Origin of the sequence: Neorhizobium sp. SOG26 (genome assembly GCF_003491345.1) — a bacterium.
Classification (GTDB): domain Bacteria; phylum Pseudomonadota; class Alphaproteobacteria; order Rhizobiales; family Rhizobiaceae; genus Neorhizobium; species Neorhizobium turbinariae.
Window position 1 is genome coordinate 833078 of record NZ_CP025513.1, and the last position, 26368, is coordinate 859445.

Annotated in this window: 26 protein-coding genes; 17 read left to right on the top strand and 9 right to left on the bottom strand. The window is 61.5% G+C overall.

Going from position 1 to position 26368, the window contains the following annotated elements:
* The first annotated feature begins 80 nt into the window (after positions 1 to 80).
* The 7 genes from CYG48_RS20535 (at position 81) to CYG48_RS20565 (ending at position 6771) form a co-directional block, all read left to right on the top strand.
* Positions 81 to 896, top strand: coding sequence for a shikimate dehydrogenase family protein (locus CYG48_RS20535; protein WP_118852497.1), 816 nt, complete (start codon positions 81 to 83; stop codon positions 894 to 896).
* Positions 889 to 2154 carry an FAD-dependent oxidoreductase gene (locus CYG48_RS20540; protein ID WP_118852499.1) on the top strand — a complete coding sequence of 422 codons (1266 nt, stop codon included), beginning with the start codon at positions 889 to 891 and terminating at the stop codon, positions 2152 to 2154. Before CYG48_RS20535 ends, CYG48_RS20540 begins: the two co-directional genes overlap by 8 nt.
* Positions 2155 to 2247: 93 nt before the next feature.
* Positions 2248 to 3384, top strand: a complete 1137-nt coding sequence (locus CYG48_RS20545) for an ABC transporter substrate-binding protein (RefSeq protein ID WP_118852501.1) — start codon at positions 2248 to 2250, stop codon at positions 3382 to 3384.
* Positions 3385 to 3441: 57 nt separating this feature from the next.
* Positions 3442 to 4320, top strand: coding sequence for a branched-chain amino acid ABC transporter permease (locus CYG48_RS20550; RefSeq protein WP_118852503.1), 879 nt, complete (start codon positions 3442 to 3444; stop codon positions 4318 to 4320).
* Positions 4317 to 5306, top strand: a complete 990-nt coding sequence (locus CYG48_RS20555; RefSeq protein WP_118852505.1) for a branched-chain amino acid ABC transporter permease — start codon at positions 4317 to 4319, stop codon at positions 5304 to 5306. The genes CYG48_RS20550 and CYG48_RS20555 overlap by 4 nt, the downstream gene beginning before the upstream one ends.
* Positions 5303 to 6055: an ABC transporter ATP-binding protein gene (locus CYG48_RS20560; RefSeq protein ID WP_118852507.1), complete on the top strand. Its 753-nt coding sequence runs from the start codon at positions 5303 to 5305 to the stop codon at positions 6053 to 6055. Before CYG48_RS20555 ends, CYG48_RS20560 begins: the two co-directional genes overlap by 4 nt.
* A complete protein-coding gene (locus tag CYG48_RS20565) occupies positions 6052 to 6771 on the top strand; it encodes an ABC transporter ATP-binding protein (protein ID WP_118852509.1) in 720 nt (239 codons plus the stop codon). The genes CYG48_RS20560 and CYG48_RS20565 overlap by 4 nt, the downstream gene beginning before the upstream one ends.
* A gap of 14 nt (positions 6772 to 6785) precedes the next feature.
* On the opposite strand, the gene CYG48_RS20570 is transcribed toward CYG48_RS20565, so the two are convergent.
* Complete coding sequence (locus CYG48_RS20570; protein ID WP_118852512.1) at positions 6786 to 7535, bottom strand: IclR family transcriptional regulator; 750 nt, start codon at positions 7533 to 7535, stop codon at positions 6786 to 6788.
* Positions 7536 to 7652: 117 nt separating this feature from the next.
* Here CYG48_RS20570 and CYG48_RS20575 point away from each other — a divergent pair, with 117 nt between their 5' ends.
* From CYG48_RS20575 to CYG48_RS20595, 5 genes are all read left to right on the top strand, one after another.
* Entirely contained in the window at positions 7653 to 9368 is a 1716-nt protein-coding gene (locus tag CYG48_RS20575) for a thiamine pyrophosphate-requiring protein (RefSeq protein ID WP_245450556.1), read from the top strand.
* Between the two features lie 58 nt (positions 9369 to 9426).
* Positions 9427 to 10461: a TRAP transporter substrate-binding protein gene (locus tag CYG48_RS20580; protein ID WP_118852516.1), complete on the top strand. Its 1035-nt coding sequence runs from the start codon at positions 9427 to 9429 to the stop codon at positions 10459 to 10461.
* A gap of 7 nt (positions 10462 to 10468) precedes the next feature.
* On the top strand, positions 10469 to 11005 hold the full coding sequence (locus CYG48_RS20585; RefSeq protein ID WP_118852518.1) for a TRAP transporter small permease: 537 nt from the start codon (positions 10469 to 10471) through the stop codon (positions 11003 to 11005).
* Positions 10995 to 12320, top strand: a complete 1326-nt coding sequence (locus CYG48_RS20590; RefSeq protein ID WP_118852520.1) for a TRAP transporter large permease — start codon at positions 10995 to 10997, stop codon at positions 12318 to 12320. The genes CYG48_RS20585 and CYG48_RS20590 overlap by 11 nt, the downstream gene beginning before the upstream one ends.
* A 119-nt stretch (positions 12321 to 12439) precedes the next feature.
* Positions 12440 to 12892 (top strand): MarR family winged helix-turn-helix transcriptional regulator, encoded by a 453-nt coding sequence (locus tag CYG48_RS20595; protein WP_118852522.1) that lies wholly within the window; start codon positions 12440 to 12442, stop codon positions 12890 to 12892.
* Here the strand turns inward: CYG48_RS20595 and CYG48_RS20600 are convergent, their stop codons facing one another.
* On the bottom strand, positions 12893 to 13261 hold the full coding sequence (locus CYG48_RS20600; protein WP_118852877.1) for a hypothetical protein: 369 nt from the start codon (positions 13259 to 13261) through the stop codon (positions 12893 to 12895).
* Positions 13262 to 13502: 241 nt separating this feature from the next.
* Between CYG48_RS20600 and CYG48_RS20605 the strand changes: the two genes are divergently transcribed.
* From CYG48_RS20605 to CYG48_RS20615, 3 genes are read left to right on the top strand one after another with little or no spacing between them, the layout of a single operon-like run.
* Complete coding sequence (locus tag CYG48_RS20605; protein WP_118852524.1) at positions 13503 to 14654, top strand: flavin-dependent monooxygenase; 1152 nt, start codon at positions 13503 to 13505, stop codon at positions 14652 to 14654.
* 32 nt (positions 14655 to 14686) lie between these two features.
* Positions 14687 to 15448 carry an SDR family NAD(P)-dependent oxidoreductase gene (locus tag CYG48_RS20610; RefSeq protein WP_118852527.1) on the top strand — a complete coding sequence of 254 codons (762 nt, stop codon included), beginning with the start codon at positions 14687 to 14689 and terminating at the stop codon, positions 15446 to 15448.
* Between the two features lie 20 nt (positions 15449 to 15468).
* Positions 15469 to 15957 (top strand): flavin reductase, encoded by a 489-nt coding sequence (locus CYG48_RS20615; protein WP_245450557.1) that lies wholly within the window; start codon positions 15469 to 15471, stop codon positions 15955 to 15957.
* A 28-nt stretch (positions 15958 to 15985) separates the two neighbouring features.
* Here CYG48_RS20615 and CYG48_RS20620 read toward each other — a convergent pair whose 3' ends face one another.
* From CYG48_RS20620 to CYG48_RS20650, 7 genes are read right to left on the bottom strand one after another with little or no spacing between them, the layout of a single operon-like run.
* Complete coding sequence (locus CYG48_RS20620; protein WP_118852532.1) at positions 15986 to 17614, bottom strand: ATP-dependent acyl-CoA ligase; 1629 nt, start codon at positions 17612 to 17614, stop codon at positions 15986 to 15988.
* Between the two features lie 32 nt (positions 17615 to 17646).
* A complete protein-coding gene (locus CYG48_RS20625; protein WP_118852535.1) occupies positions 17647 to 18426 on the bottom strand; it encodes a cyclase family protein in 780 nt (259 codons plus the stop codon).
* The gene (locus CYG48_RS20630; protein ID WP_118852538.1) at positions 18423 to 19667 is read right to left on the bottom strand and encodes an SDR family NAD(P)-dependent oxidoreductase; all 1245 of its coding nucleotides are present in this window, start codon (positions 19665 to 19667) and stop codon (positions 18423 to 18425) included. The genes CYG48_RS20625 and CYG48_RS20630 overlap by 4 nt, the downstream gene beginning before the upstream one ends.
* Positions 19667 to 20875, bottom strand: a complete 1209-nt coding sequence (locus CYG48_RS20635) for a thiolase family protein (RefSeq protein WP_118852540.1) — start codon at positions 20873 to 20875, stop codon at positions 19667 to 19669. The genes CYG48_RS20630 and CYG48_RS20635 overlap by 1 nt, the downstream gene beginning before the upstream one ends.
* Entirely contained in the window at positions 20872 to 21591 is a 720-nt protein-coding gene (locus tag CYG48_RS20640) for an ABC transporter ATP-binding protein (RefSeq protein WP_118852542.1), read from the bottom strand. The genes CYG48_RS20635 and CYG48_RS20640 overlap by 4 nt, the downstream gene beginning before the upstream one ends.
* Positions 21588 to 23360 (bottom strand): branched-chain amino acid ABC transporter ATP-binding protein/permease, encoded by a 1773-nt coding sequence (locus CYG48_RS20645; RefSeq protein ID WP_245450558.1) that lies wholly within the window; start codon positions 23358 to 23360, stop codon positions 21588 to 21590. Before CYG48_RS20645 ends, CYG48_RS20640 begins: the two co-directional genes overlap by 4 nt.
* Positions 23357 to 24403: a branched-chain amino acid ABC transporter permease gene (locus tag CYG48_RS20650; protein WP_118852544.1), complete on the bottom strand. Its 1047-nt coding sequence runs from the start codon at positions 24401 to 24403 to the stop codon at positions 23357 to 23359. Before CYG48_RS20650 ends, CYG48_RS20645 begins: the two co-directional genes overlap by 4 nt.
* 75 nt (positions 24404 to 24478) lie before the next feature.
* Here CYG48_RS20650 and CYG48_RS20655 point away from each other — a divergent pair, with 75 nt between their 5' ends.
* Positions 24479 to 25051 (top strand): winged helix DNA-binding protein, encoded by a 573-nt coding sequence (locus CYG48_RS20655; RefSeq protein WP_118852546.1) that lies wholly within the window; start codon positions 24479 to 24481, stop codon positions 25049 to 25051.
* A gap of 87 nt (positions 25052 to 25138) precedes the next feature.
* Entirely contained in the window at positions 25139 to 26293 is a 1155-nt protein-coding gene (locus tag CYG48_RS20660) for an ABC transporter substrate-binding protein (protein WP_118852548.1), read from the top strand.
* Positions 26294 to 26368: the final 75 nt, after the last annotated feature.

A 26368-nucleotide genomic window follows, 5' to 3' on the forward strand; every position in this document is an offset into this window, starting at 1 on the left:
GCAGCTATATGATCACATCTTTTCAGGTTGGCGCGGATGCGCATGCCGGTTAGACACGAGCAAAAACAGAGTGAATCGCCATGATAGGAAGCAGTACTCGTCTGGTCGCGATGATCGGCACGCCGATCATCCAGGCGAGATCCCCCCAGAATTTCAACAGATATTTCGATGCCAGGAATGAAGACCGGGCGATGATCCCTGTCGACCTGCGGCCCGAACAGGTCGCGGATTTCGTCGCCGCCGCTCGCGGCTGGGATAATCTCGACGGCTTCGTTGTGACAATTCCTCACAAGACGGCCGTTGCTGGACTTGTAGATGATATGACGCCGCGCGCCAAATTCCTTAATGCGGTGAACGTGGTTCGGCGTCACCCGGACGGACGTCTCTCGGGAGACATGACGGATGGTGAGGGTTTCCTCCTCGCTGCCCGCGCCAACGGCTTCGACGCGGCGGACAAGACGGCGCTTGTTGTCGGAGCAGGCGGTGCCGGCCGGGCGATTGGCCGTGCATTGGCGGAAGCCGGTTTGTCGGAGCTCTTCATCCATGACGTGGATGAGGCTGCCGCGAACAGCCTTTGCTCCCGGCTCAAGGAGGCGTTCCCAAGCCTTGCCGTCGCTGCCGGATCGATCCCGCAGAGGAGCTTTGATCTTGTCGTCAACGCCTCCCCGTGCGGCATGGGCGGCAATGATCCCCTGCCTGTGCCCGAAGAGGTCATCAAAGCCATCAATCCGGGCGGCCTCGCTGCAGACGTCGTCACAAGTCCGGAGCGGACGCGGTTTCTGGAGCTTGCGGCCCATCACGGCGTGAAGATCCAGTTCGGGCATCAGATGGCCGGAGCACAAATGGAGGCGCTTGGGCGCGCCATGGGTGTGATGGGAGCCGATGCGAATGTCTGACAGGCGAGCGGAACGTTACGACGTCGTAGTCGTGGGTGGCGGCGCGGCGGGCATGAGTGCTGCCGTTGCGGCGGCAAGGACGGGTGCCAAGACCGCCCTGATCGAGCGGTACGGCTTTCTCGGCGGCGCGGCATCAAACTCGCTGGTGCTGGCCTATTGCGGTTTCTTCCAGAAGGGGGAACGGCAGGTCACCGCGGTCCGCGGCATCGGCGAGCATTTCTTGAACATCCTTGGCGACATCGGTCAGGACGTGTCGCCACTTCTCTCGCCAAGCGGCAACAGGATCATCCTGCTTGATCCCGAGGCGGTGAAATTCGCGGGCGACCGCCTTCTGGAGCAAGCGAATGTCTCGGTTTTCCTGCACAGCCGCGTCACCGGCGCGACGATGGAGGGTGACCGGATTAGCTCGGTCACCGTCACCGACCATGGCGGCAGCTTCGAGCTTTCCGCCGACGCATTCGTTGACGCAAGCGGCGAAGCCACTCTGTCTGCCTTGGCGGGGGTCGAGATGACCGCCGACAGCCTTATGGGTCAGCATGTCCAGCCGGCGTCGATGCCGGTGCGGATTGGCGGGGTGGCGCCGGGTATCGGGTTCGATCGTGAGCGCGTCGCCGCCATCATTGCAGAACACAACAAGACGGCGGATAAGCCGATCCAGCGTGCGGATGGCGGGATCATGTTCCGGCTGCCGATATCGAACGATTACTGGTGGATGGCGATTGACCTCGCCACAGACGGGTTGACGGGTGCCGATCTCGGCGCTGCCGAACGGCAGGCGAGGTGGGAGGCTTGGCGCAATCTCGGCCTGTTGCGCCAGCTACCGGGCTTCGAAACTGCCTACATCATTTCCACCGGCCCGCAGATCGGCATTCGTGAGACCCGCCGGCCACGGTCGCGAGAAGACTTGACAGGCGAAGCGCTGCAACAGGGACTGCAGCGGGAGGACGGGATTGGACGCGCCGCCTGGCCGATGGAGGTTCATGAGGCGCCGGGAAAGGTCCGCTTCATCGACATCGGCGGCGAGGGGTTCGCCGATATTCCACCGGGAGCCCTGCAGGCTGCGGGACGCGATAATCTGTTTCTCGCGGGACGCGTCGCCGGCGCGGATGCTGTCGCTTATGGCTCATCCCGTGTCATGGGAACCGCTTTTTGCACCGGACAGGCAGCAGGGGTCTTGGCGGCGCTCAATATAGCAGGCAAAGCTAATATCGCAGCTGTGCGCCGGGAGCTCGTCAGCCAGGGGGCCCTGATCTGTTGAGAGCAGGACGGATAGGAGCCGATGGTGGCTTGCAATAGGAAGCGATGGCTGTAGGAGGAACCTGGGACAACGCGATTTTTGGGGGAGAAATCAATGTATCGCGCATTGCTACTATCACTGTCGACTGCATTGCTGATGACCGCCGGTGCCGCCTCGGCGCAGGAAACGGTGAAGCTGGGTATGGTTGCTGAGCTTTCCGGTGCTGGAGCGCCGGCGGGCACCAATTGGCGGGACGGCATCAAGATCGCCGTGGAGGAAATCAACGCTGAAGGTGGCATCCTCCAGAAGAAGATCGAACTGACCGAATACGACACGCAGACGGACCCGCAGGTCTCGCGCGCGCTCGTGCAGAAAGCGATCGATGGCGGCGCCTATGTGATCCTCGGAACGATCTATTCCGGCTCGACCCTGGTCAACATGCTTGTGGCGCAGCAGAACAGCGTTCCGCAATTCGTTGGTTCAGAAGCTCCCAACATCGTGGAAAAGGGCAACCCCTTCGTGTTCCGCACCTCGTCAGGTGCCCAGAAGGGCGTTCCGGCGCTGACGCCTTACTTCAAGGATACGCTGAAGGCGAAGAAGGTGGCCGTAGCCTGGGTCAATAACGAGTTCGGCAAGGGCGGCCGCAACGTCTTCATCGAGGAGATGAAGAATGCCGGCATCGAGGTGATTGCCGACGTTCCTTCCGAGCAGGCGCAGACCGACTATGCGGCTGACGTTGCCAAGCTGAAGCAGGCCAATCCGGATGCCGTTTTTGTTTACATGAACCAGGAAGAGTCGGCCCGATTCCTCATCGAGGGCAAGAAGCAGTCGCTCGCCATGCCGCTCGTTGGTGAAGTGACGCTGACCGAGGCGAAGGTGATCGAACTGGCCGGTGGCGCTGCAGAAGGTGCGATCGCGCATGTTGGCGTCACGGCGACGGCAACCGACGTTCCGGGCATCGGCGCGTTCTCCAAGAAGTTTGAGGAGACCTTCAAGCGCAAGCCGACCCATGACGCGATCAAGGGTTATGTCGGCGCCTGGACCACGAAATACGTAACCGAACTGGTCGGCGAATTCGATGGCGAAGCGTTCTCCGAGAAGATGCACGGGCTTTGCCTGAAGGTCGCCGACCATCCGAAGATCCTGCTCGACACCTGCTGGGATGATCGTGGCGAAATGTCTCGTCCGAGCTTCATGGTCCAGGTCAAGAACGGTGCTCCGGTCGTTATCGGTACCGTGCCGGCCAACTAAGCGGCTCGATATTGCCGCGGCGGATCGCCGCCGCGGCTTCTTTCAAGAGAGACCTCCGTGTCACAGTTCATGCAAGTGTTGTTGTCCGGTCTTGCGACCGGCTCGATCTACGCGCTGGTTGCTATCGGCTTCACGCTGGTATGGCAGGCGGCGCAAACGGTGAATTTCGCCCAGGGCGAATTCGTCATGCTCCCGGCCTTCTTCGTGCTGGCTGGCGTGAGCTTCTTCGGCCTGCCGCTCTGGGCCGCCTTGCTGCTCGGTCTTGTCGCGTCCATCGTGGTTCTGGGCATCCTGTTCAAGAAGCTGATCGTCGAGCCGATCCTGCCGCATGGCGGCATCACCTTGATCATCGCGACCATGGCGCTCGGCATCCTGCTGAAGGAAAGCGTCAAGGAGTTCTATTCCGCCGAAGCACAGCCGTTCGCGTCACTGGTGCAGAGCGCGCACGTTGACGTGCTTGGCGCCGTTCTTTCGCTGCAGGATCTTGTCAATCTCGCCATCTCGCTGACGATTGTTGTCCTGCTGACCCTGTTTCTCAATCGGACGCGTACCGGGCGCTGCATGCAGGCGACCGCCCAAAACCCCGCGGTTGCGGAAATCCTTGGCGTCAACGTCAAGCGGATGATCCTTTACACCTTCATCATCAATGCCGCGCTTGCCGCGCTTGCATCCTTCCTCATCACTCCGATCTATCTTGCCAAGTTCTCCAACGGCGAGACGCTCGGCCTGATCGCCTTCATCGCGGCGATCGTCGGCGGCTTCAACCAGATCCGCGGTGCGTTGGTTGGTGGGCTTTTGATCGGGGTTCTGGACAATCTGACCGCTGCCTATGTTACGGCTGAGTATCGTGCGGCCCTTCCTCTCGTGCTCCTGATCGCGATCATTCTCCTGCGCCCGCAAGGCATCATGGGGACCTCCGAGGGGAGGACGGTATGACGCTCAACCGGTCGCTGCTGACCAAAATAGCCATCGCGGTCCTGCTGCTCGCGGCGATCGTCGCGCCGATTGGGCAGGGCAATTACATCACCTATGTCCTGACCTCCTGGCTGGTGTTTTCCATCGCCGCGATGGGGCTTAACCTGACGCTCGGTTACGCAGGCCAGATCTCGCTTGCGCAGGCGTCCTTCATGGCGATCGGCGCCTATACAACGGCGCTGCTCACGCTGGCGGGCTGGCACTGGGTTCTAGCCATGCCGCTTGGGCTTATCTTGTGCTTCGGCGTCGGGCTTCTGCTTGGTTATCCAGCGCTTCGGGTGAAGGGGCACCTTCTCGCCTTCGTGACGCTGGCCTTCAACACGCTGGTTTTCCTTGTGCTGCGCAATGAGGAATGGCTGACGGGCGGCACCTTCGGGCTCGTTGGTATGCCGCGTCCCGACTTCTTCATCTTCAAGACGATGAAGCAATTGCACTTCTATTACTTCACCCTCGGCATCACGGTGTTCGCGTCACTAGCCATGTGGGGCATCGTCCGGTCGCCCTGGGGTCGGGCATTCAAGGCTCTGCGCGAGAACCCCGTTCGTGCCGAAAGCCTCGGCGTCGACACGCGACGCATCACGTTGCTCGCTTTCGCAATTGGTTCCGCTTACGGCGGACTTGCCGGCGCGCTGATCACGCCGCTCGTGCAGTTCATCGAGCCAGGCTCGTTCGGCCTGGCGCATTCGCTGCGCATCCTGCTGATGGTTGTTGTCGGCGGTAGCGGCTTCTTCTTCGGCCCGTTCCTGGGTGCCGGCGTCGTGATCCTGCTCCCCGAGGTCCTTCGATTTACCGAGGGCTACTACCTGATCATCTACTCGGCACTGGTGATCGTGATGCTGGTCTTCGTGCCCTCCGGGCTGATTGGTCTTGGTGGCCGGTTGCGGGAAAAGCTGTGGCCGCGCCAGCAGGTGCGAGGTGATCTAGTTGAAGGGGCGGCGCAGAAATGAACATGCCGATCCTTTCCGTCCGCAATATCGAAAAGAGCTTTGGCGGCATCCGCGCCGTTCGCGATGTCTCTTTTGACGTGCAGAAGGGCGAGATCCTCGGCCTCATCGGGCCGAACGGCTCTGGCAAATCCACGCTGTTCAATTGCATTCTGGGCCAGCTGAAGCCGGAAAAGGGTGAGGTGGAAGTGCAGGGGCGCAAGGTATCTGGCCTGCGCGCCTCGCAACTGAACAAGCTCGGTGTCGGCCGCACCTTTCAGCAGCTTTCCGTCTTTCCGAAGATGAGCGTCCTCGACAACATCATTCTTGCGGGACAGGAGCATCATGGCAGCATGCTGTCGCGCCTGTTTGGGCCGAGCGACGCAGGATTGACGGAGGCTGCCGAACGGCTGATCTCGTTCTTCCGGCTGGATCACCTGCGCGACACGCTGGCAGGCTCATTGTCCTACGGCCAGCAGAAGCTGGTGGATGCGGCGATGGCATTCATGGCGGGACCAAGCCTGGTGCTCCTCGACGAGCCGGCCGGTGGCGTCAACCTCACGATGCTCGCGCATCTCAAGGAGCGGCTGGTCGCTTACAATGCCGAGCATGGCACGACCTTCGTGGTGATCGAGCACAATATGGAATTTGTCATGAGTCTGTGCACCCGCGTCATCGTGCTGGCCGAGGGGGAGGTCATCGCCGAAGGAACGCCGGCTGAGATCCGTGCCAACCCGAAGGTTATCGACGCATATCTTGGAGGCGGGGCGTGATCGAGCTCAAGGACGTCTACGGCGGCTATGGCCAGATCACCATCCTGAATGGCGTGTCCTTCTCGATCCCGAAGGGCTCGATCACCACGATCATCGGGCCGAACGGGGCAGGCAAGTCCACCGTCTTCAAGGCGATCTTCGGCCTGTTGAACATCCACTCCGGCCAGGTCATCCTCGACGGGAAGGACGTGACGCGCCAGACGCCGCGGCAGATGATCTCGCATGGCGTGACCTATGTGCCGCAGGGCCGCAACATCGTGCCGCAGCTCTCCGTCTACCATAATCTTGAACTGGGCGGCATCACCGCGCCGGATCAGGCGCTCGTGCGCCGGCGCATTGAGGTCGTCATGGACCAGTTCCCGATGCTGCGTCAGTTCCGCGACCGCAAGGCGATCGAGCTTTCCGGTGGGCAGCAGAAGCAGCTCGAGGTTGCGCGGGCGCTCCTTCTTGACCCCAAGCTCATCCTGATCGACGAGCCCTCGATCGGGCTTTCTCCAAACCTGGTCCAGGAGGTGTTTCGCACGCTGATCCGGCTTCGCGACCAGGGTGTGACGATCCTGATGGTGGAGCAGAACGCAAAGGCTGCACTCGCCATGTCCGACTACGGGCTTGTGCTGGAACTGGGCCAGACCCGCATGCATGACGAAGCAGCCAAGCTGCTGCGTGACCCCCGCGTCGGCCAGTTGTTTCTCGGCGGGCACGTCGCGGAAGCCTGACCGCGGCCGGTCTTCTAAAGAACCTCGCGGATCCGGGTCGCGGTATCACGGAGCAACTGAAGGTACTGGTTTTCCTTCTCCTCGGTGAACCGGGCGCTTGGTCCGAAGACGGACATACCCACCAGCATTGTTCCCTCCGCCGTAGTCACGGGAACGGCAACGGCGGACAAACCTGTCTCGCGTTCGCCGCGGTTGAGGGAGAACTTCCGGCTGCGAGTGAGCTCCAGGTCGGCTCGCAGGGACGCCGGATCGACTAGCGTGTTGTCGGAAATGGCGTCAAGCGTGGTGGTGCGGAAGTAGCTGTTGAGCGCCGTCTCGTCCAACGTGGAAAGCCAGAGCTTTCCGTTGGCCGTCGCATAAGCTTCCATTCGTGCGCCGACGCGGGCGTTAAAGCTGAACGTGTGCTCGGAATGGGCCGCCGCGATACACGTGATCAGCGAGCCGTCGAAGGTGGTCGCCATCGCACCCTCCTGGGTCGCGGCCGCCAATTCGTTAAGGAAGGGCTGCAACTGTGCAGCCAGCCGGCTGAAGCTCTTGGCGCGTTCCCCATAATCGACCAGCTTGCTTCCGAGCGAAAAGACGCCCTTTCGAGGTGAGCGCAGAACGCCGATCTGCAGCAAGGTCTTGAGGAAACGATGGGCGGTGACACCGTTCAGCCCCGTCAACTCCGCGACCTGGCCGGCCGTGACCTCCTGCCGCCGGTCGTCAAACAGGTCAAGGATCGCGAATGCCTTGATGATCGAGCCGTTAGACGGAGTAGGCATTGCCACCTATAGATGTTTAACAAGAAAACTATCGGGCGCTTGACCCATAGAATTATAGCTGCGATACTGAAATTACTATTTCAAATAATGAAATTCAAGCAGTCTCGGGAGGAGCGCTTGGACTCGTTGAGCGGGCGCGAACGCAAGGTCAGTGCCGGTAGCGTAATCTTCAGTCGCTTGAAGACGCTGGGCGTTGATTACGTCTTCGCGAACTCCGGGACAGATTTTCCTCCGATCATCGAAGGTTTGGCCGAGGCCGCTGCCTCTGGCACGGAACTCCCGCAGGCGCTGACAATCCCGCATGAGCATGCCGCCATGGGAATGGCGCATGGCTATTACTTCATGTCGGGAAAGGCGCAGGCCGTCATTCTTCATACCAATGTTGGACTCGCGAATGGCGCCATCGGCGCCATCAATGCAGCAACGGACCACGTTCCGATGCTGCTTATGTCCGGGCGGACACCGACGGTCGAAAAGGGCCGGTTTGGTGCTCGTACGGTTCCGATCGGCTGGGGTCAGGAGATGCGCGATCAGGCGGCCCTCGTCCGTGAGGCCGTGAAGTGGGACTATGAGTTACGCTTTCCGGAACAGATCAAGGAAGTGCTCGACCGGGGGCTGGCAATCGCCAATACCACACCGAAAGGGCCGGTTTACCTCAGCCTTCCGCGTGAAGTCCTGACGGAAACCATCGATGTGTCCGACATGCCGGCAACGCCGCTGATGGCGGCGGCCACTGCGCGCGGTGCCCAGGCGGATTATCAAACGGCTGCCGAATGGCTGGTCGCGGCGAAGAACCCGGTCGTCTTCGTGCAGCGTGGTGCAGGTGACGAGCAGGGTTTCCAAGCACTGTCGCAAATGGCAGACCGGTATTCGATCCCGGTTGTGCATTATTGGGCGACCCAGATCGGCATCCCGACGGACCATTCCATGTGGGCGGGTGGCGACCCGGCGCCTTGGCTTGCGGAGGCCGATGTCATTCTGGCGGTGGATGCGCTCGCGCCATGGATGCCGGATGCTCACGGCCCGCGTGCTGGCGCCAGGGTCATCCAACTGGGGCCGGACCCGCTCTTCAGCCGGTTCCCGGTGCGCAATTTCCGTTCTGACCTGTCGATCACATGCGAAACCTCGATAGGGCTTGTCGCTCTTGCCGCGGAAATGGACGCAGCCGCAGCCCGTCTTGGTCGCGACGGTCGCGACGAATGTGCTTGCCTGCGGGAGCGCCTCGCAGCTCAGAGAGACAGGGAAATCACTGCCGCGCGAGACGAGTCGGGGCCGCTGATGACGAAGGCGCATGTCGCCTGGTGCCTGTCGGAAGCGCTGAAGGGCTATGATGCCACAGTCCTGTCTGAGCTCGGTTGCCCGCTTGCGCCGATGACGCTGAGGACGCATCGGGGCTGGTATCAGGAGCCGCATTCCGGTGGGCTTGGCTGGTCCTTGCCCTGCGCCATGGGCATGAAGCTCGCAAAGCCTGACCACCTGGTCGTGGCGACGATGGGCGATGGCTCCTACATGTTCGCCAATCCGGTCGCCTGCCACCAGATCATGGAGGCTTGCGGGATCCCTGTGCTGATCCTGATCGTCAACAATGCGGAATGGGGTGCGGTGCGGCAGTCTGTATCAATGCTATATCCCGATGGTTACGCAGCAAAGGCCAACCGCATGCCGCTCACCGGCTTGTCACCGAGCCCGGATTTCACCAAGGTTGCCGCAGCCAGCAATGCCTGGGCGGCAAGGGTTGCAGAGCGCGAGGATTTACCTGGAAAGCTGCGCGAGGCGATAACGGAAGTCATGGTCAACAAGCGTACGGCGCTGCTCGATGTAAAGATCGCGTGAAATGGTCTCCGCCGCCGGCGGAGATTGGTCAACTGTCTGTTACGGGAGGAATGGACACATGAGACTTACCAAGACCCTGATGCTTGCGGGTATCGCGGCTATCGCCATGTCGACGGCGGCCGCCGCGCAGGAATTCAAACTCAAGCTGCACCATTTCCTCGGTCCGAAGTCACCGGCACAGACGCAGATGCTGGAGCCCTGGGCCAAGACGGTCGAGGAAAAGAGCGGCGGCAAGGTCAAGATCGACATCTATCCGTCGATGTCGCTCGGGGGCGGTCCGCCGGAACTGATCAGCCAGGTGCGCGATGGGGTTGTGGACCTTGTCTGGACCGTCAATGGCTACACGCCAGGCCTCTTCCCGCGCACCGAAGTTTTCGAACTCCCCTTCATTCACACCAACGACATCAAGGCGACGAACCTCGCCATGCGCGCCATGTTCGACGAGTATCTCGCCGACGAATACAAGGGCGTGAAGGTGATGTTCCTGCATGTCCATGGAGGGCAGGCGATCCATATGGCCAAGAGCGAGGTGCGCAAGCCCGGCGATCTGGCCGGCAAGAAGATGCGCATTCCGACGCGCACCGGCGCATGGGTGATCGAGGCTCTTGGCGCGGCGCCCGCCGCCATGCCGGTTCCGGATACGCCGCAGGCGCTGTCCAAGGGTGTCGTCGATGGTGCGCTCATTCCCTGGGAAATCATCCCGGCCCTCAACCTGCAGGAGCAGACCGATTACCAGATCGAAGGTGTCGACATGACGCGCTTCGGCAATACGACCTTCCAGGTTTCGATGAATGCCGATGTCTGGGAATCCCTGCCGGATGACGTGAAGAAGGCCTTCGAAGACGCGTCCAACGAGGAATGGGTCAAGAAGGTCGGCGACATCTGGCGCAATATCGATGACAACGGCATCAAGGTGGCAACCGATGCCGGTAACAAGCACATCCAGCTGACGCAGGAAGAGACGGATGCCTTCCGGGCAAAGCTCGAGCCGGTTGTCGATCGCTGGGTGAAGGAGGTTGCGGCCAAGAACATCGATGGTCAGGCCCTGGTTGCCAAGGCGCGTGAATTGATCAGCGCCAACGCTTCTAAGTAGGCAAACAATGGCAGACGCGGAGACGAGAAGGGAGGCGAGGCTGTTCAGCCTCGCCAGATCCGTCATCACCGGATGGGCGCTGCTGGGTGGCGTGGTTACACTCGCCGTCGTGGTCGTCCAAACTGCGAGCGTCGTGACCGGGATCTTCGGAGCGCCTGTTCCGGGCGACTTTGAATTGACCGAACTCGGCATCGCCGTCGCCGTCTTCGCGTTCTTGCCCTATTGCCAACTGACCGATGCCAATGTCACGGCCGACATCTTCACCTCCGGCCTTGGCAAAAGAACTCAGTCTGCCTTGGTGCTTCTGTCTTCGGTGATCGCGCTGGTCTTCGCCATTCTCATGGCCTGGCGCACCTGGCTCGGTGCGGAGAACCAGTTCGACTACGACTATCAGACCGCGATCCTGCAGATCCCGATCGGCTATGCCTTCATCGCGATCGTGATTTCCCTCATCCTCGTTGCGGTGGCGGCGATCATCACGATCGTCGAAAGCTACCAGGGCGTCGTAACCCGTAGCCAGAACGTGATCACAGATGGACCATAGCCTCTTCCTTGGCGTCGTTGGTCTGGTTGCGCTCGTCGTCCTCATCGGCATCCGCGTCCCCATCGCCTATGCGATGATCGTCGTCGGCGCGGTCGGAACGGTGGCGCTCAATGGGCCGAACGTCTTCCTCAACCAGTTGAAGACTTTAGGCTTCAGCCAGTTTTCAAAATACGACCTGTCGGTCATCCCGATGTTCGTGCTGATGGGATATATCGCCACCCGCGCCGGGCTGTCTCAGGATCTCTTCCGCGCCGCGAATGCCTGGTTCGGACGTTTGCGCGGCGGCGTTGCCATGGCGGCGATCGCCGCCTGCGCAGGGTTCGGTGCGGTCTGCGGCTCGTCGCTCGCTACGGCCACGACCATGGGGCAGGTGGCGTTGCCGGAACTGCGGCGCTACAGATACAAGGGTTCGCTGGCAACCGGTACGCTCGCGGCCGGCGGATTGCTCGGCATCCTCATCCCGCCTTCGGTTGTCCTTGTTGTTTACGCCATCATCGTTGAAGCCAACATCGTTTCGATGTTTGCGGCGGCCCTTATTCCCGGCTTCATCGCAGTCGCCATCTTCATCGTCGTCATTGCCGTTTTTGTCCGGATCTACCCGGATTCGGCACCGTTGAGCGGGTCGGTCGAGCGGGGCGAGTGGCTGGCGGCGACCCTTGGTGTCGTGCCGGTGCTCGGCATCTTCGTCATCGTGATCGGTGGCATCTATGCCGGCTTCTATAATCCCACACCGGCTTCGGCAGTGGGCGTCGCGTTGGTTGCAATCTACGGCTCGCTGCGTCGCGGCGTACGGCTTGCGGATTACAAATGGGCGCTGCTGGAAACCGCCAAGACAACAGGCATGATCTACCTGATCCTGCTCGGCGCCGAGCTGCTGAAGATCTTCATGTCGCGCGGCGGCGTGCCGCAAGCGGCGGCCGAGATGATGGTGACGTCCGGCCTTTCGCCGATGTTCATCCTGATCCTCATGCTGGTCGCGCTGATCTTCCTCGGTTGCCTGATGGACTCCATGTCCATGATCCTGCTGGTGATGCCGTTCTTCTGGCCGGTTATCAGCGAGCTCGATTTCGGCATGGACCCCAACGACGTGAAGATCTGGTTTGGTGTGCTGGCGCTGGTGGTGGTGGAGCTTGGACTGATCACGCCCCCTGTCGGCATGAATGTCTTTGTTATCAACTCCCTGGCGAAGGACGTGCCCATGTGGGACACGTTCAAGGGCGTATTCCCCTTCTTCATCGGCGAGCTCGTTCGCCTCGCGTTGCTGATCGGCTTCCCCGCGCTGACACTCTGGTTGCCGCACATGGTCAGTGGCTGACGCGACGACCGCGCAGCCGCTGCGTGATCCGCAAGGTGGTACGTCACGGCCACTGCTTGACATGCGGTTGTGCTGCCCACAGAAGTATCGGCTCCTAAAGCAGGTGAAGCAGGTTCCTGATGCATGACGAACAGGACACAGTTGGTCCGTTTTCGCGCAAGACCGACTGGCCCTACTACTGGGTGACGCGGGTCAGCGCCCGCTACATCAACGAGATGGAAAAACTGCTGAAGCCTGCCGGTCTGGATGTTCCGCGCTGGCGGGTGCTGTCGTCGCTTCGCGAGCACAGCCCCCTGGGTGTTTCCGAGATCTCCGACTACTGCATCCTGAAGCTGAACACGACGACGAAGATCGTGCAGCGTATGGTGGCGGATGGCCTGGTGACGACACGCAGCAGCCCACAGGACGCCCGGGTCACGGAAGTCAGCCTCACGAAGAAGGGAGAGGAGGCGGCCATTCGCGCCTCCCATTTCGCGGAAATGGTCTTCGACCGCACCTTCGCTGATTTCAAGCCGGACGAAATCGCCCAGATGAACCAGTTGCTGAAGCGGCTTTTCGAGAAGCTTGGCTGATCAGTCCTGCGCGATCGCCGGGATCTCCAGCGCCCGGCCCATGCGCGCTTCGATGCGCATATAACGCCAAAGCCGGTATTCCCCGACCTCGATCGTCCGGAACAGGTTGCAGGCAGCCTGCACCGTTTCCCGATCCGGGCAGTCGGCCATCACGTAACACGTCCACGGGAAACCGGTGGGCGAGGTGCCGACCATCGTCTCGTCGTCATCCAGCGTCCCGAGAACCGTTACGCCCGGAAGGTCCGCGACGCCGCGCAGGAAGGCGGAGAAACCTTTCCAAACCGGACCAATATCCTTGAATGGCAGGTCGAAGAAGTTCTGTTGGACGGCAATGCAAAACAGCGTTCGGATCGGCTTCTTTTCTGCCATGTCATCGTTCCCTTTGTTCATTTGACAGTGCTTGACCAAGCGTGTGGTCTGCGGTGAAGCTAGGGGAGATTACGTGAAAAGTACAGTAAGCTCCAGGCGCCACGTTGACCGCTTGAAAGGAATACGGTAAAACTACCGTAATAAGGGAACTACATCGGCGCATCAAAAGCCTCGCCATCTGCATCTGACGGATGCCCCGTCCGGTGCCACGCTGGACCTGGCCGCGTCTTGGGAGCGAGACATGGCAGAACCCCTTGCAGTACTACGCGACTCTTCGACCGAGCTTGCGGATCTTCTTGCAGAGATTCGCATGCGCAGAGGCGAGTTTGAAAAGCTGACCTATGTCCCGGTGGACATGGTCGCCAAGCTCCAGAAAATCGGCGTCTATCGCGCTTTCGTCCCCAAGGGGCTGGGCGGAGATGAAGTTTCCCCTGCTGAGTTCCTTCGTCTCATCGAAGCGCTGTCCACGGCCGATGCATCCACCGGCTGGGTGGCGAGCTTCGGAGTATCCTCGACCTATCTCGCATCACTGCCGAAGGAAACCTTCGAGCACATCTACGGCACCAACCCGGATACGGTTTTTGCGGGAGCTATCTTCCCGCCCCAGACCGCGAAAAGGACTGCGAACGGCTTCAAGGTGACCGGGCGCTGGCCTTATTGCTCGGGCAGCATGGGCGCTTCGCTCATCGGCGCCGGCATCAAGGTAGACGACGGAGAGGCGGGCGGTGGACTACCGCGCATGGCAGTCATGCCGCGCAACAAGGTATCGATCAAGCACACCTGGGATTCCGCAGGCCTGACGGCAACCGGCAGCCATGACATCGTCGCGGACGGCGTCGAGGTGCCGGAGGACTGGACCTTTGTCCGCGGCTCTCCCGCCAATCGCTCCGAACCTATCTTCCGTTATCCGGCGATGGCGCTGGCGGCCCAGGTGCTCGCCGTCGTGGGTCTCGGATCGGCACGCGAAGCCTTGGATTGGATCAGAGGCGAGGCTGCAGGCAAACCCTCCATTACCGGAGCCCCCTCGCTTGGGGCACGGCCGCATATCCAGTCAGAGCTCGGAAAGGCGGAGGCGCGACTGGGCGCTGCGCGCTCCTACTTCTACGATACGGTAGAAGGCGCATGGGAAACCGTGCTGGCCGGCGGCGGCCTCTCACAGGAACAGCGCGTGACGCTGCGGCTTGCCGCGACGAACGCGGCGAGCGAAGCTGCCTCTGTTGCTCAATCGGCTTTCTATATGGGTGGTACGTCTGCGATTGCGCGCGGGCACGTCCTTGTCCGTTGCATGCTGGATACGGCGTCGGTTGCACAGCACGCGTTCCTCGGTATTGGAACATGGACGTCGGCCGGTGCCGGGCTACTCGGTGAAAAGACACCTCCCGGTTATCCCTGATCAAGACCTATCGAGTTGAGGAGGAGCAAGCTATGACGGCACCCGACGGGATCGGACCGCAAACTGCCATTGTCACCGGAGCCGCGGCTGGTGTCGGCGCCGAGATTGCCCGCGCCCTGCACGCCGCCGGGCTGCGCGTTGTTGCAACCGATGTGGATGAAGCCGGTGCCGCTGCCTTGGCACATGCGTTGGATCAAAGCGGCGAGACGGCGCTTTCGCAGAAGCTGGATATCGCCAAGCCGGAAGATTTCCAGCATGTGCTTGATTGGACGGTTGAGCGTTGGGGTTCCGTTCAGGTTCTCGTCAACAACGCCGCGATGACCAAGGCGCGCCCGGTTCTCGAGATCGAGACGGACGAGTTCAACGAGATCATGGCGGTGAATGCCGGTGGCACGTTTTCCGGCTGCCGCATCCTGGGCCGGTATTTCAAGCAGCAGGGCTACGGGCGCATCATCAACATGGCCTCGCTGGCGGGGCAGAACGGCGGCACCGCCACCGGCGCGCATTATGCCGCATCCAAGGGCGCGATCCTCACGCTCACCAAGGTGTTCGCGCGCGATCTCGGACCATTCGGCGTGACGACGAATGCCATTTCGCCGGGCCCGATGGACACGCCTCAGGTGCGGTCGATCGTTCCGGAAGCCGCACTGCCAGGCTTGATCGCCGGCATCCCCGTCGGTCGTCTGGGCGATACCGGTATTGTCGCCGAACTGGTCGCCTTCCTTGCCTCTACCAAATCGGGCTTCGTGAATGGCGCATGCTGGGACGTCAACGGCGGCCTGTTCATGCGCTGACAAAAGAGGAGCCGGCGGCGATGCATCCGAAGGCACTGGATTTCCGCGAGGGCATGAGCCGGCTCGGCGCTGCCGTCACGCTCATCACCACAGATGGCCCGGAAGGCCGGCATGGCATGACGGCGTCGGCCGTCTGCTCCATCACCGATGACCCGCCGACTCTGCTTGTCTGCGTCAATCGCACCAATCGCTCGCATGACCTGTTCAACGGCAACGGAAACCTCTGCGTCAACATCCTTGCAGGGCGACATCAGGAACTGGCGAATGCCTTCGCTGGTCGCGGCGGAACCGAACGGTTTACCGGCGGCGAATGGAACACGTTGACAACGGGCGCACCGGTGCTGGTGGACGCCGTAGCCGCCTTCGATTGTCGCATCGTTGAACGCGTTGCCATTGGCACGCATTCAGTGTTCTACGGCCGGGTAGAGGCAGTGCATCTCAACGACGCGCCGCCCGAAGCGCTGATCTGGTTCGGCCGCGGTTTTCACACACTCGTCGCTCAATCGTAGACATCGGCGCGTTGGTTGCGCCGACGTGTCAGCGCGTGAGCTTGTAGCCTGCCTTCTCGCGATCCCAGGTGTTCTCGGTAACGCCCTTGGCCGTCAGCTTGTACTTCTGCACCTTGCCGTTTTCCGTGAGCGGGAGCTCGGTCACAAAGTCGATGAAGCGCGGAACCGAGAAATAGGACATCCGTGGTTGGCAGAAATCCAGAAGTTCTGCCGGTGTCACGCTCGTCCCCTGCTTCAGCACGATCGCCGCCATCACCTCGTCTTCCGCGAGTTCGGACTGGACGGGGAACACGGCGACGTTCTCGACAGCCGGATGCGCCACGATCACCTGCTCGACCTCGTAAGACGAGATATTCTCGCCCCGCCTGCGGATCGCGTCCTTCATCCGGTCGAGGAACTGGATATAGCCATCGCTGTCCATCACCACGCGGTCGCCCGTGTGGAACCAGAGATTGCGCCAGGCCTCAATGGTTTTTTCCGGCATACCGAAATAACCCGTGGCGGTCGAAAAAGGCTCGTGCGGGCGCACGACCAGTTCTCCTGGCGTGCCGGCCGGAAGGCTGTTGTCGCTTTCGTCAAAGACAGCCAAGTCAAACCCGGGACGCGCTTTGCCCACACGCCCCGGCTTCTGCTCATGATAAAGGCTGCCGATCACGAAATTGGTTTCGGTGGAGCCGTAGCCTTCCAGCATCTCGACGCCGAAGCGTTCAGTAAACGGTCCGTGGAACTGCGGCGGCACGCCGGGTGCAAGAGCAATACGCGTCTTGTGCGCGCGATCTGCCGGCGAAGCTTCCTTCGACAGGAGCATGGGGACCATGGCGCCGAGCAGATAGGTGACCGTTGCCCCGGATTCTGCCAGTGACGTCCAGAAGCGCGAGACGGAAAACTTCGGTTCAAATGTCACCGGCGCGCCCGTGAGCAGCGCCTGGTAGAAGGTGTTCAGCGCGTTGGTGTGGAACAGCGGCAGGCAGGTCAGCAGCACATCATCGTCATCGATGCCGAGAAGGGCTGCCGTATGAACGCCCCACCAGAAATATTGCGCATGAGGACAGCAGACGCCTTTGGAAAGGCCGGTCGTGCCCGAGGTATAGAGGATGGCGACGGTGTCCGAAGGCTTGCATGGATGCGCGTCGATATGGGCTGTCGGCTCGGGAAGCGGTGCGTGTTTCACCTTCAGATCGATATTGGCCGGCACCTTGCCGATCGTCCAGATCTGCTGAAGCGGCAGGTCTGTCGGAAGGTTTGCAAACACGTTGAGGAAGCTAGCCTCAACGATTGCGAGGCGAGCCCCGCAGTTCTTCAGGATGTGCTCCAGCTGCGCGCCACGCGAGGCGTTGTTGATCGGCACTGCAATTGCGCCAGACCATGCACAGCCCAGGAAAGCGGTTAGGAATTCGATGCGGTTGCTGCACATGATCGCGACCGTGTCGCCAGGCTTGATCCCGGCTTCGCGCAGCATGTGGCCCGCGCTTCCTGCCAATGCCTTCGTCTCGGCAAAGCTGAGGGAGCGATCACCAAAGGTGACGAGCCGTCGATCGCCGTAGCGCTCCGCCTGGCGGGTCATGATCTGCGGGAAGGTCCGCTCCTCGGGGGCGAACACGTCTTTCAGGCCAAAGACCTTTGCTTCGCGGTTCCGTTCGATCTCAACTCGGTTCATCGTCTCCCCCACTCCTTTTTCTCCGGCCTCGATCAGTCCTGAACCAGCGCCAGCACCCGCAACGGGCTCCCGGAACCGTTCTGGATCTTGAGCGGCGCAGCGAAGATCAGGCTGCCGGTCGGTGGAAGCTGGTCGAGATTGGTGAGGCACTGCAAGCCGTAGCGTCCGGCGCCATGCAGGTAGTGATGGGCGGGGTAAGGCGGCGAGAAATGCCCCGCCTGGCCCGCATCTGTTCCGATCGTTTCCGTTCCGAGCCCGATAATGCCACGCTCCTCGACGAGAAACCGCATGACCTCCGCGTCTGGCCCCGGCGTATGCGCGCCATCAGCCTGGAGGTTCGCGTAAGCGGCGCCGGACTTCTTCGACCAATCCGTGCGCAACAGCACCCAGGAGCGTTCGGGAATTCGGCCGTGCTGGTCCTCCCAGTGGGCGACATCCGACACGGTGAAGAGGAAGTCCGGATCTTTGGCGGATTGTTCGGAGCGATCGATGACGCAGGCCGGCGCGATCATGTCGGCGGGCGGAAGCGTGTCGACCGAGTTCAGTGGCAGGTCGCGGCCGGTGTACCAATGGATCGGCGCGTCGAAATGCGTGCCCGTGTGCTCGCCGAAGGAGAGGTTATTCCAGTACCAGGCAGGCCCGCCGCCGTCATAACGCGAGATGCGCTCCATGCGGAAGGGAGCCGACTGGCCCAGTTCCGGTGGCATAACGATCACCGGAAAATCGGGCGACAGCGTGTGGGTGAGATCGACGATCCTGACCTCCCCGCCGCCGAGGGCACTCGCCAGCGATGCAAGAAGATTGCTGCTCATTGCCCCGCCTCCCGTTCAACAGCCTTGGGATTGTCGAGGAGCCTGGCTTCCAGGTCCTTTGCGACATCGCCCACGTAAAGGTCTTCCAGTCCTCGCTTGAGGCCGTCTACGATGGCATCAGCAAGTGTCTTCGGCGCAAGTTTCGGCGGCGGTACCGTCTGGAACCACTCGGCATCGAGCGGTCCGGCAAACGCGTTCATCAGCCGTACCCCACCTTGGCGAAGTTCATGGCGCAACCACTGGGACAGTGAAAGGCACGCCGCCTGGCTGGCGGAATGGATTCCAAACTGGGGAACGCTGCTCAAGGCGTGTACGGAAAGCACGTTCACCCAGGCCGCCGCGCTGTTGACGCCATCGGCGCCGCGCGATCGCACGACCGGGCCAAAGGCCTGCGCCAGTCGCATCAACCCCATGAGGGTGTGGTCGAGCGTGTCGCGGGCGCTTGCGGCAGCACCAGCGTCGAACAGATGCACCTGCCGCACATGGTCAGCGGTATTGATTAGGATGTCGACCTTGGCCCCGATATCCTTGGCGAGATCCTGCACCGATCGCTCGCTCGTAAGATCCAGGTCGACAAGTTCGACGCCCTCGATGATCTCGAGTGCCGCCCTTCCATCGAAGGGTTTCCAACGATCAGCTATGCCGACGAAGATCTTCGCCGCGCCCGCCTTCTTGAGGGCCTGCACCAGGGGGGGCGCAAGCGAGCTGCGGCCATCGGTCAGCAGGATGCGGCGGTGCTTGGGATCGGCTGTCAGCTCTCGCAGCTGGCGGTCATCTTCCATATGAGGGGTCTCCGAAAGAGGCTTGCCGAAGAACACGGCTTGGCCGGCTCGGTCCAGTTGCAGGCTAAGCGTGAGCAGACTGCCCGGCCCGCCGCAGTCCCCGTGCAGATGCGCGACCACAGTTGGTCCGCAATCGAGCTTCACGAGACCCGCGCGCCACGGCATCCTTTCACGATAATAAGGATCGCTCGTGACGCCGATCTGAGTTTCGGACAACAGGGTACCGCTTGCCGGCGCATCGCGGAACGGCAGATTGGACGACAGGCAGTTCGGGCAGGCATCACGGGTGGGATAGGTGTATTGCCCGCACTCATCGCAGCGCTGCAGCATGAAACGACCGTGCGCAGCCGCGCGGGTGAAGCCATGCGCCTTTCGGCTGCGCGACGAGGGTGGCAGAAGCGGTTGGTTGGTGCGCGCGAGCGGGTTCTTTCGCTTGGGCTTGGGAAGTGGCTCGGTCATTAGGGCCTCGCAAGGATGGCGGCGGCGGAGGCAAGGCCGCGGTCGTAGTTGATCATGCCGAAGCCGGAAACGATGCCCAGTTCGGCGTCCTTGACCTGGGTGCCGCCGGCGGTGCCGAGCAACTGGCGCATCGCCTCGGTGATCCCGAGGTGACCGCCGGCCGCCCCCGCCTGACCGACAGATAGCTGACCACCCGAGGTATTGTGCGGGATCGTCCCGTCGATCGTGAAGGTGTTGGAGCGGACGAAGTTCGCGCCTTCGCCCTTGCCGCAGAAGCCAAGGTCTTCGAACTGCATCATCGAGATGACTGGGTAATCGTCATAGGTCTGGACGAAGTCCAAGTCCGATGGCTCGACTCCGGCCATGCCGTATAGCTCGTCGCGATCGACCACCCAGCCGCCACGTACCTGCACGGGATCCTCGGAAAAGGCATTGTGTCGTTCGATCGCCGAAAGCAGCCGTACGAATGGCAGGCCAAGCTCCTGCGCAGTTTCCTCGCGCATCACCAGAAACGCTTCTGCACCCGCGCAAGGCATGACGCAGTCGAAGAGATGCAGCGGCTCGGCGATCGGTCGCGCCGACATGTATTGGTCGAGCGTCAGCGGCTTCTTCATCAGCGCGTTCGGGTTCTTCAGCGCATTATCGCGCTGCGCCACGCACAGCTTGCCGAAATCTTCACGCCGGGCGCCGTAGGTGTCCATGTAATGGCGCGCGATCAGCGCGAAGCTGCCGTTCGCGCCGCCAGCGCCATAAGGATAAACGGCATCCTGCGAGAACCGTGAAAAGCCTGCGAGAAGATGGCGGAAGCTGTCGACGCGGTTGGTGTCAGCCGCCACGCAGGCGACGATATCCGCGTCACCGGCCTGGACAGCGCGCGCGGCACGCCGAATAGAGACGATGCCGGCAGCACCACCCATCGGCACGTGGTCGATATGGCGCGGCGACAGCCCGAAATGCTGCGTCAGCCCGATGGCAACATCCGGGCCCATGGTGAAGCTCGCGACAGAGAACCCATCGAACTCCCGGTGGCTGATTCCTGCGCCCTCGGAAAGCGCGCGCAGCGCCTTGCCCATCCACCAGGGCGCCGCCTCGATCGAGTAGCGCTGATACGGCACGGTCACGGGGACAGCGAGGACGACGCCGTCATAACCGCGCCGTGCACGTGCAAACCGCCCGCGGCCATATGCTTCCGATGCAGCAACCGTCATGCGGCGCCGCCGAGATACGCCGTCATCAAGCGTGGATCCTGGAGCAGTTCCTGGGCGGGGCCGTGGTGGGCGATCTCCCCCGTTTCCAGCACATAGCCATAATCTGCTGTTTCCAGCGCGGCACGTGCGTTCTGCTCCACCAGCAGGATGGAGACGCCGGCCTTTCGGAGCGATGCGATGATCTGGAAGATCTCGCGAACGATGAGCGGCGCAAGGCCAAGGCTCGGCTCGTCCAGCAACAAAAGGCGCGGCTGCGACATCAATGCTCGCCCAAGGGCCAGCATCTGCCTTTCGCCGCCTGAAAGCGTGTTGGCCTGCTGACGGCGACGCTCAGCAAGGCGCGGGAACTGCTCGTAGACTGCCGCCAGGCGCTCCTGAAAATCGCTGCTCTTGTAGCGGCGCGAATAGGCGCCAAGCAGAAGGTTATCGGCGACCGACATTTCACCAAACAGCTCCCGCTTTTCCGGAACAAGGCAAAGCTTGCGCTGAACGCGTTCTTCGACATCCAGCCGTTGCAGGTCCTGGCCCTCGTAGCGGATGGTTCCGCGGCTCGGGAGCAAACCCATCAGCGCACTCAGCATGGTTGTCTTGCCGGCGCCGTTAGGCCCAATCACGGTGACGATCTGGCCTGGCTGGATGGACATCGATACGCCGCGGACAGCCTCCACCTTGCCGTAACCGACATGGAGGTCGTTTACCTCAAGAAGAGCTGTCATGCGGTACCTCCGAGATAGGCATCCTGCACGCGCTTGTCGGCGCGCACATCTGCGGGAAGGCCTTCGGTCAACTTGGATCCGAATTCCATCACCACGATTCGGTCGACGAGATCCATCACGAACTCCATGTCGTGTTCGACAAGGAGAATGGTGACGCCTTCGCCACGCAGGGAACGAAGCAGATCTGCAAGTGCCTTTTTCTCCAGCCGGCGGAGACCTGCTGCCGGCTCGTCCAGAAGGAGTAGGGCAGGGTCGGCGGCAAGGGCTCTGGCGATTTCCAGAATGCGCTGCTGGCCAAGCGCGAGGTTGCCCGCCAGCTCATGCGGATTGTCGCCAAGCCCGCATCGACGCAACTGCCGCATTGCCTCGTGCCGGGCGCGGCGCTCCTCAGCCTGGTTCAGCCGCAACGCGCCGGCAAGGAAACCAGACGAGGTTCTGCGGTATGCGCCAAGCATGACGTTGTCGATGAGAGACATCGTCGGGCGAAGCTTGACGTGCTGGAAGGTGCGGGAAAGACCAAGCGACGCGATCCTGCGCGGACCATAGGAAGTGATGTCCTGCCCAAGGAAGCGGACGCGACCTTCGGTGGGGCCCAAGACGCCGGAAATCAGGTTGAACATGGTGCTCTTGCCTGCACCATTGGGGCCGATCAGCGCGACGATCTCACCCGTCCTGACGGTGAAATCCACTTCATTGACCGCAACGAGGCCTCCGAAGCGCTTCACCACCTTGTCAACTTCCAGCATCAGCGAACCCGGCTCGGGCATTACGCGGCGTGGCATTTCCTCGGCCTCGGCCGGCATCGGGAGCGCCCGGCGCGGAAGCCAGCGCTGGACGGAAGCCACGATGCCCGTGCGTGCATATTGCAGCAGCAGGATGAAGATGACGCTGAAGATCACGGTCTCAAACGGCCCGGCATTCGAGGTAATGCTGGGCAGCACGTCCTGCAGGAAGTTCTTGGCCACGCTGGTGAAGGCGGAACCGACGATGGCGCCTGCAAGATATCCTGAACCGCCCGAGATCGCCATGAACAGGTAGTCGATGCTGGCGCGAACATCGAACGGGGCGGGGCTGACGAAACGGCTCATATGCGCGTAGAGCCAGCCGGACAGACCGGCGAGTAGAGCCGCGATGACAAAGGTGTAGAGCCTGATGCGGAATGTATTGATCCCGAAGCTCTCGCTCATGATCCGGCCGCCGCGCAGACTGCGGATCGCGCGGCCTTCCCGCGACCTCAGGAGGTTCCAGCACAGGAGGGCTGAGATGCACACCGTGATCCAGATCAGCACGTACATCGCGCCGTTGGTGGCAAAGGAGATCGGCCCCAGCGTGATCGGCGGCACGCCGGACAAGCCGCCGAAGCGGCCGAGGCTGTCCATGTTTCCGAACAGGAAATAGATCGAGATGCCCCATGCAATCGTGCTGAGCGGCAGGAAATGCCCACCGAGTCGCAAGGTCACGGTGCCGATGACCAAAGCAGCGACACCGGTCAGCACCAGAGCAAGCACGAGACCAGCCCAAGGGGAAAGGCCGTAGGCAGTCGTGAGCCAGGCGGTCGAATAGGCGCCAACACCGACGAAGGACGCCTGGCCGAAAGAGGTCAGCCCGCCGATGCCGGTCAGCAGCACCAGGCCGAGTGCGACCAGCGCATAGATGCCGATGTAGTTCATCAGCGTCACGGCAAAGGTCCCGGCAAACGACGGCAGCAGGACGAGCACGAGGAGGCCTGCGATCAATGGCAGCCGGGCGATCAAGCTGGAATTGCTCACTCCTCTTCCTCCTCTTCCTCATGGGATGCAGCGCTGATCGATCGCCAGAGCAGAACCGGGATCAGGAAACTGAAGATGACGACTTCCTTGAAAGCGCTGTTCCAGAAGGAGGCGTAGCTTTCCAGCAGGCCGACGAAGAGCGCGCCGAGTGCGGTGATCGGATAGCTGACGAGGCCGCCGATGATCGCGCCGACAAAGGCCTTCAATCCGAACAGGAAGCCGGAGTCATAGTAGATGGACGTGATCGGGCCGATAAGGACGCCGGCGACACCTGCAAGCAAGGAGGCCAGGAGAAACGCGACATCGCCCGTCACCGTCGGCCGGATACCCATAAGGCGAGCGCCGACGCGGTTGACCGCCGTCGCCCGCAGCGCCTTACCCGTATGAGTGAACTCGAAGAACAGGTAAAGCAGGCCCATGAAAACAACAGACGCCAGCACCACCAGCATGGCCTGGGCGGAAACCACCGTGCCACCGATCTCGTAGATCGCATCGCTCAAGGGTTCGGTGCGGAAGCCTTCCGGCCCGAAGAAGATCAGGCCGAGACCTGCCAGTGCAAAGTGAAGCGCGACCGCCACGATGAGCAGCACCAGGACGGGCGCATCCGCGATCGGTCGAAACGCGAGGCGATTGAGGAGCGGTCCAAGAGGAAGCACGAGCAGGACGGCAAGGATGACTTCGATCGCCATCGGCATGTCGGTCTGTGCCAGCGCAATGCACAGAAGCACGGGGATCATCGGCAGGACGAAATAGACCGCGGCGAAGGAGGGGATCTTTCGCGCGCGCCCGGAGCGTACAAGCCTCGCAGCCTCTGCAAGAAGGGTCAGGCCCGCCACCACTGCCACCAGCCAGACCGTTCCGGGCAGTTGACCGGACTGCAGTGCTGCAAGCGTCAGCGCTGTAAAGGCTGCGAGGTCTCCGAACGGCACGAAGACAACACGGGTGACGGAGAAGATCAGGACGATACCGAGTGCGACGAGCACATAGATCGCGCCGGTTGCAATGCCGTCCACTCCCAGGATCAATGCGATTTCTGCCGTCAACTAGTGCTCCCCACCATCAGCCTAGATTTGAAACAAAAATTTGCATACAAAGATACCAACTTCAAGGAGAAAATCATGAGCCAAACATCGGCATCTGCTACTAAAGAGACTGGCGCCACTGCTGACGCTGCCGTCGATGAAGGCGTGCGGCATGAGCAGGCCGTGAACGCGTTCGAATATGCGATCTGGCACCTTGGCTCCTCGTTTGCCCGCTGGCGCCGCGACTGTCTGGCATGCCTCCCCGAAACGTCATTGACCGGCGCCGAGGCCTCGATCCTGCATGTCATCCACCTGAATGGTACGGACAAGGGCATCACCGAAATCAGCCGATTGCTTCACCGCGACGACATGGCGAACCTGCAGTACGGGATCAAAAAGCTTCTTGCGCAAGGGTATATCGAGAAGGCCAATGCCTCCGCACCGAAGAAGAACGTCGCCTACCGCACGTCAAGCAAGGGTGCGAAACTTGTCGAGGACTACCTGACGGTTCGACGCGAAACGCTGATGAAACTTACGGACCGCATGCCGGGCATGACCGATGCGATCAACGAGGTGACGATGATGATGCACATCATGATCGGGATCTACGACCAGGCGAGCAACATCGTGGCCGGGCATGGCGGCCCACTTGGGCGTCTGCAGCCTTGACCAATAAATTGTGCTGACAACCCGGGGGCTTTGTGCAACAAATTTCCCATGACAGCCATGTCTGCGGCTGTTAACTGGGAGAAGATCATGAAAAAAATGAACATATGGCTTTTGGGTAGCGCCTTGGCGGCAGTTCTGTCTGCTGGAAGCGCGGTCGCAGCTGAAATCAAGGTTGGCTTTGTGACATCGATGTCGGGCCCGGCTTCCTCGCTGGGTATTCCGTATTCGAAGGGCTTGGCCGCTGGCCGCCAGTCGATTTCCGAGATCGAAGGGAACACGATCAAGGTCATCGAGCTGGACGACGCGTCCGATCCGACGGCTGCGGCGAGAAACGCGCGCAAGCTGGTCGAGGAAGAAAAGGTCGACCTGCTGATCGGCAGCGCCGGTTCGCCGGCCGCGCTTGCCATGGCGGCCGTCGCATCCGAACTGAAGGTTCCGCTGATCTCGATCGCCAATGCCAATCCGACCGGGGAGGCTGGTGCCTGGACGATCACGGTTCCGCAGCCCGCACCGCTGATGGTGAGCGCGCTGGTCGAACACATGAAGAAGAACAATGCCAAGAGCATTGGCTATATCGGCTTCAGCGATCCTTGGGGTGACCTCGTCTACGACGCGTTGAACGAAACGACCAAGGGCTCCGACATCAAGATCGCGACCAATGAACGCTTCGCACGCTCTGACTCGTCGGTCACCGCGCAAGCTCTCAAGATCGTCGCCGCTCGCCCTGACGTGGTGGTGACGGGTGGATCCGGCACGCCAGGCGCGCTGCCCCACATCGCTCTTGCCGAACGTGGCTTCAAGGGCACCGCCTACGGCACGCACGCGATCATCAACCCCGACTTCGTTCGCGTCGGCGGCAAGGCGGTCGAAGGCGTCATCGCTCCGAGCGGCCCTGTGGTTGTCGCCGAGCAGCTTCCGGATTCCAACCCCATCAAGAAGGTCGCGATGGATTTCCGCAAGGACTACGAGGCCGCCAACAAGGAAAGCAACTACAACGCTTTCGCGGCCTACAGCTATGACGCCTGGCTGCTGTTTGCGGATGCTGCAAAGCGCGCCCTGCCAAAGGCTACCCCCGGCACGCCCGAATATCGTGCGGCGCTGAAGGAAATGCTGACAAGCACCAAGGAAGTTGTCGGCACGCATGCCGTCTACAACTTCACGCCGGATAGCCGGTACGGAACCGACGAACGCTCTCGCGTCCTCGTCCAGCTCAAAGACGGCAAATGGTCGCTGGTCGAATAATGAACCATGGAAGCTCCCCAAGCTTGGGGAGCTTCTCTCTACGCCTGTCGTTCGTGACTCTTCAGCATTTGTAGA